This window comes from Protofrankia sp. Cr1 (assembly GCF_963555865.1).
Taxonomy (GTDB): domain Bacteria; phylum Actinomycetota; class Actinomycetes; order Frankiales; family Frankiaceae; genus Protofrankia.
Window position 1 is genome coordinate 8,229 of sequence record NZ_CAUVXO010000091.1, and the last position, 5,941, is coordinate 14,169.

Sequence of the window (5,941 nt, forward strand, 5' to 3'; positions counted from 1 at the left end):
TCGTGGCTGGTCCGCTCGTGGCTGGTCCAGCCGGGCCGGCGTCACGAGCGGACCCGGAGCGCGTGTGCCGATCCGTGACCGGCCAGGTCGCCGACTCACGGTCGCCTCGCGGTCGTCGTCCTCGCCCGGCATGCGCAGACCGAGCAGGGACACGGGCCGCGCGTCACCGACATCCGCCGCAAACACCGCGCCGGGTCGCAGCTGGGGACCATCACCGGGGCTCTGAACCGCACCGGCTTCCCGCTGTGCACCCGGCAGGTCACCGTTCTCATCCGGATCTCGCGCCGTCATTGCGCTCACCACCGCCTCCCGTCCCCACGGGGACCCCGCCACGTGCGACCGGGGTCTACCGCCGGAACATGGTGGCCACCTGATTGATCAGGGCCTCCGGCGGCGCTGCGCGACCCGGGGACTGCGGCCTGCGGGCGCGCGATCTGACGATCGTCGCGCACCCTTTGGCCCTCTGGTGGTACACGGTATGCGGTAGCCATTACGGACAAGAGTCCCCGTCACCGGGCCGAGTTACAAGGTTGACCTGAATCGGCCAGCCGGACGCCTTCGGCCAGGGCGACGCCTATGGATGCCGCAGCTCCCGCAGGACGTTCGCGGTCATCAGCGCGGCGAAAGCGGCTTCGCGTCCCTTGTCCTCGCCAGACGAGGGCAGCCCGGCGCGATCCCGCGCCTGCTCAACCGTGTCACAGGTCAGGACGCCGAACCCGACCGGCACACCGGTATCGAGAGCCACCCGGGTGAGCCCGGCGGTCACCGACTGGCAGACGTAGTCGAAGTGCGGGGTGCCGCCGCGGATCACCACTCCCAACGCCACCACCGCGTCATGGTCGGCGGCGAGCGCCGCGGCGACGACGGGGAGTTCCACCGCACCGGGCACCCGGACCACCGCCGGCGAGGCGACGCCGGCGTCCTTGGCGGCCCGCAATGCCCCATCCAACAGGGCATCGGTGATTTCGCTGTGCCACCGGGCCGCCACCACGGCGAGCCGCAGACCGGCGCCGTCGGGGATGGACCCAGCCGGCGAGCCCGTGCCGCTCACGCCGACTCCCCCTGACACGCGTCCGCCATCAGTGCTGCCAGGACTGCGGCCTCCGGGCGCGCGATCTGACGATCGTCGCGCGCCCTTTGGCCCTCCAGCAGGTCGGTGTCCACGGGTCCGTTCGCTGGGACACGATGACGCGGCACATCGGCACGGGCACCCACCGCCGTCGGCAGACCCGGCAGACCCGGCAGATCGTGCCCCATCCGGTCCCTCTTGGTCGTGAGGTAGCCCAGGTTCTCGGGAGTGACGGTCACCGGGAGTCCCACCCGCTCGACGATCTCCAGACCGTAGCCCTCAAGCCCGGCCCTTTTGGTCGGATTGTTGGACAGCAGGCGCATCGCCCGGACACCGAGGTCGACCAGGATCTGGGCGCCCGTGCCGTAGTCACGGGCGTCGGCGGGTAGGCCGAGAGCGAGGTTGGCGTCCACGGTGTCGTGCCCGCCATCCTGCAGCTCGTAGGCACGAAGCTTCTGGCCCAGGCCGATACCACGGCCTTCGTGGCCCCGCATATAGAGCACCACCCCCCTGTCCTCAAGGGATATCGCGCGCAGCGCGGCGTCGAGCTGGGTCCCGCAGTCGCAGCGCCGTGAGCCGAAGACGTCACCGGTGAGGCACTCGCTGTGCACCCGCACCAGCACATCGCGGCCGTCGGAGATGTCGCCCCTGACCAGGGCCAGGTGCTCGGTGCCGTCGATGATGCTGCGATAGCACAGGGCCCGGAACTCCCCGTGCCGGGTCGGGATGGTCGCCTCGGCGACCCGCTCGACATGCCGTTCGCTGCGGCGCCGGTATGCCACCAGATCCGCGATCGAGATCGTCAACAGCCCGTGTTCGGCGGCGAACCGCATCAGTTCCGGCAACCGGGCCATGGTCCCGTCGTCGTTGACGATCTCACAGATAACCCCGGCCGGACGCAGCCCCGCCAGCCGGGCCAGATCCACCGCCGCCTCGGTGTGGCCGGGGCGGCGCAGCACCCCACCGGCCTTCGCCCGCAACGGAAAGACGTGGCCGGGCCTGGTGATGTCGGCGGCGGTGGTCCCAGGATCGGCCAGCAGTCCGATCGTGTGTGCCCGGTCAGCGGCTGAAATGCCGGTCGTCACCCCGTCACGGGCGTCGACGGAGACGGTGAACGCCGTGCCCATCCGGTCGGTGTTGTGGGGGACCATCTGATCGAGAGTCAGCCGATCGAGGTCGGCGCCGGCCATCGGCACGCAGATCACACCGGATGTGTAGCGGATCGTGAACGCCAACAGCTCCGGCGTGGCCAGCTCGGCCGCAAAGATCAGGTCGCCTTCGTTCTCGCGGTCGGCGTCGTCGACGACGATGACAGGCCGGCCGGCCGCGATCTGGGCCACCGCGTCGTCAATGGAGGCCAGGCGGGTGTCGCCGGCTGTCTGGGGTCCGGTCATGACGGTTGTCCGTTCCCGCTCGGAATCGTGGGGGTGAGGGTGGCGGTTGGGCTCACGAGGCGACCCGCGCCGGTCGTGTCACCGGGGGCGATGAGTTTCTCGACGTACTTCGCCAGGACGTCGACCTCGAGGTTGACCCGGTCCCCCACCGCGCGACGGCCAAGGGTGGTCATCCGCAGCGTCGTCGGAATCAGGCTCACGGTGAACGAGGCCGGGGATGATCCTGACGGTGACGCCGTCGCCGCGGTCACGTCCACCACCGTCAGGCTGACGCCATCCACGGTGATGGACCCCTTCTCGACGAGGTAGCGGTCCAGGCCCGGCGGCAGGCTGATACGCACGACCTCCCAATGGGTCTCCCGCCGTCGATCGACCACCACGCCGACCCCGTCGACATGCCCCTGCACGAGATGGCCGCCGAGGCGGTCGGCCAGGCGCACGGCGCGTTCCAGGTTGACGGGGTCCCCGACGGACAGACCGGCGAGAGCCGAACGGTCCAGGGTCTCCTGCATGACGTCGGCGACGAACGCCCGCCCACCATCACGGGAAGACCAACTGGTGACGGTCAGGCAGACCCCGTTGACGGCAATGGACGCGCCCTCGCTGACGTCGGCAAGGACGGTGGAGGCGCTGACGACGAGTCGAGCCGAGGCGGGAAGCGGCTCGACCGCCGCGACGACACCGAGTTCCTCGACGATTCCGGTGAACATTACTGACGTGCCCCCTTGTGTCGGCACCACGTCCGAGACAGGGGTGAGCACGCGGGACGCCACCGGCACATGGGCGCCGGACGGACCGTGCGCGACGGTGAAGACCGCCGGACGGCACACGCCCGCGCGCGTCCTCCCATCCGGACTTTCACCGTCGGTCCCGGAATTTCACCGGGTCCACCGGCCGCTGGCTGCGGACGGGTCGCGGACTGTCACCGCCGGCTCGGAGTTTCACCGACCCCGGAGCGCGCGTGCTACTGCAACTACCTGTCTGAGTCTTGCACATGAAAGCCGCATGGGCACGAGAAAGCCCGGCCTGCGCCGCTGGATGAGCGCGGTGCCACCACTGCCCGCAGAAATGCCAACCTGCTCAGGGTCACCGACCATCGACAGGGCGGTCAGGGCGGTCAGGGCGGTCAGGGCGGTCAGGGCGGTCAGGGCGGTCAGGGCGTCGGCACGCCAGGTGCGACCAGCCGCGGCGAGGCGCGCAGCGCCTGCGCACGCAGCGACTCGACCGCCGCCGCCGGGTCAGCCGCACCGTAGACAGCGGTGCCGGCGACGAAGACGTCGACCCCGGCATCGGCGGCCCGCTCGATGGTGTCGGCGTTGACCCCACCGTCGATCTGCAGCCACAGATCGAGGCCGCGGTCGTCCAACAGCCGCCGTGCCGCTGAGATCTTCGGCAGGACCTCGTCCATGAACCGCTGCCCACCGAACCCCGGCTCGATGGTCATCAGCAGGAGCAGGTCGAACCGGTGCAGGTCATCGAGGTAACGCTCGACGGGAGTGGCCGGCTTCACCCCCAGACCGGTACGGGCGCCGGCCGCCCGGATGGCAGCGGTGGTCCGGGGCAGGTCGGTGACGGCCTCGGCGTGGATCGTGACGTTGGCCGCGCCCCGCTCGGCGTAGCCGGCGGCCCAGCGGTCCGGATCCTCGATCATCAGATGGCAGTCGAGGGGCGTCGAGGTGACCGTGCGCAACGCGGTCACCGTGTCCGGCGCGAGGGCGAGGTTGGGGACGAAGTGGTAGTCCATGATGTCGACGTGCAGCCAGTCGGCGTGTCCCTCGACCGCCAGCGCCGCTTGCGTGATCCGCCCGAAGTCGGCGGCAAGCAAGCTCGGGTAGATCTGCGCTGTGGCCACGCCTACGAGCGTATCGACGTCCGGCGATGCGACAGCGGAAGCGTAGGTGGTTTCGGCCACCCCGATGACGATTTCCACCTACCGCATCCGCCGACCGTAGTCAGGTGTTAGGTGGTTTCGGTCACCCCGATGACGATTTCCACCTACCGTAGTCAGCTTTCGTGACTCACGGGCCGCCGCGGCGCAGGAGGGCGAGGAACATCGCGTCGGTGCCGTGCCGGTGCGGCCACAGCTGCACGAACGGGCCGTCGCCGAGGCCGTCCACGTCTGGTAGGTAGGCCCGGGCGTCCAGAACGGACACGTCGGTGCGCTGCCCGACCACGTCCGTCACGACGTCGGTGGTCTCCGCCGGGTGCGGCGAACAGGTGACATACGCAACGACACCACCGGGACGCACCAGGTCGAGGGCCCCGGCCACCAACTGCCGCTGCAGGCGGGACAACACCACGACATCGGACGGCGTGCGACGCCAGCGCGCCTCAGGCCGACGCCGCAGCGCCCCGAGGCCGGTGCAGGGGACATCGGCCAGCACCCGGTCGACACTGCCCGGCCGCAGCGGTGGGACACGGCCGTCCGCCTGCACCACCGTCACGTTCGACCGGCCGGCCACCGCCTGGCTCACCAGCCTGGCACGGGTAGCCCGCGGTTCCAGCGCGATCAGCCGGGTCCCGGGCAGCAGGCCGGCGAGAAGGGCGGTCTTTCCGCCAGGGCCGGCGCACAGATCGACGCTCACCCCGACATCCGTCCCCACCGTCACCACCCGCGACAGCGCCGCCACGACCAGCTGGCTGCCCTCGTCCTGTACGGCGGCGCGGCCGTCGGAGACCTCGGCGAGCCGTCCCGGATCACCACCGGCGAGACGGACCGCGTACGGCGACCACCGGCCGGGCTGCGCCTCCAGCCCTGCGCCCCGGACCGCGTCCATCAGCGCCTCGGAGCCGATCAGACCTGGTCGCGCGACCAGGTGCGTGGTGGGACGTTGGTCATCGGCCTCCAGCGCCGAGCGGGTCTGCGCCAGGTCACCGCCCAGCGCCGCGGCGAACGCCTCGACCACCCAACGCGGGTGGGCGGTGACCATCGAGAGATGGCCGATCGGGTCGTCGTCGTAGCGGGGAGCGGCGAGCAGGGCCGCAAGGTCACCACCGGTCTCCTCCACCCGCGACGCGACCCGGCGCAGGACCGCGTTGGCGAACCGGACCGGCCGCTCACCGCTGGTGTGGCGAACCAGGTCGACCGTTGAGGCGACCGCCGCGCGGGTCGGCACCCTGGTGTACAGCAACTGGTAGACGCCGAGCCGCAGGGCATCGCGCACCTTCGGGTCCACGGCGTCCACCGGCCGGCTGGCAACCGTTCCGAGCAGGACGTCGAGGATGCCCATGGCACGCAGCGTCCCGTAGGTCAGCTCGGTGGCGAATCCTCGATCTCGGGCCGGGAGCCGACGCTGTGCCATCAGGGCTGCCAGCAGCAGGTTGGCGTATGCGCCACGCTCGTCGACCGCTCGCAGTACCTCCCAGGCGAGCAGCCGCGCGGGATCGGCTGGGACAGCCCGCGGCGAGCGTGCCGGTGCCGGCGCCGGCGCCGGCGCCGACGCGGCCCGGCCCGACGCGGTGCGGCCCGACCCCGACG

General features: G+C 71.1%; 5 protein-coding genes, 1 pseudogene and 1 riboswitch. All 6 genes and pseudogenes read right to left on the reverse strand.

Going from position 1 to position 5,941, the window contains the following annotated elements; all coding sequences use genetic code 11:
- Nucleotides 1-300: pseudogene (locus U9980_RS10275) on the reverse strand (hypothetical protein); the annotation flags it as partial.
- A 274-nt stretch (nt 301-574) separates the two neighbouring features.
- Nucleotides 575-1,051 (reverse strand): 6,7-dimethyl-8-ribityllumazine synthase, encoded by a 477-nt coding sequence (gene ribH / locus U9980_RS10280; RefSeq protein ID WP_322747517.1) that lies wholly within the window; start codon nt 1,049-1,051, stop codon nt 575-577.
- Nucleotides 1,048-2,463, reverse strand: coding sequence for a bifunctional 3,4-dihydroxy-2-butanone-4-phosphate synthase/GTP cyclohydrolase II (locus U9980_RS10285; protein WP_322767708.1), 1,416 nt, complete (start codon nt 2,461-2,463; stop codon nt 1,048-1,050). The genes ribH and U9980_RS10285 overlap by 4 nt, the downstream gene beginning before the upstream one ends.
- Entirely contained in the window at nt 2,460-3,173 is a 714-nt protein-coding gene (locus tag U9980_RS10290; RefSeq protein ID WP_322767709.1) for a riboflavin synthase, read from the reverse strand. Before U9980_RS10290 ends, U9980_RS10285 begins: the two co-directional genes overlap by 4 nt.
- Nucleotides 3,174-3,297: 124 nt before the next feature.
- Nucleotides 3,298-3,426: riboswitch (FMN riboswitch) on the reverse strand.
- Between the two features lie 190 nt (nt 3,427-3,616).
- Nucleotides 3,617-4,315 (reverse strand): ribulose-phosphate 3-epimerase, encoded by a 699-nt coding sequence (gene rpe, locus U9980_RS10295; protein WP_322747566.1) that lies wholly within the window; start codon nt 4,313-4,315, stop codon nt 3,617-3,619.
- A gap of 166 nt (nt 4,316-4,481) precedes the next feature.
- Nucleotides 4,482-5,837, reverse strand: coding sequence for an RsmB/NOP family class I SAM-dependent RNA methyltransferase (locus U9980_RS10300; protein WP_322767710.1), 1,356 nt, complete (start codon nt 5,835-5,837; stop codon nt 4,482-4,484).
- Nucleotides 5,838-5,941 lie beyond the last annotated feature (104 nt).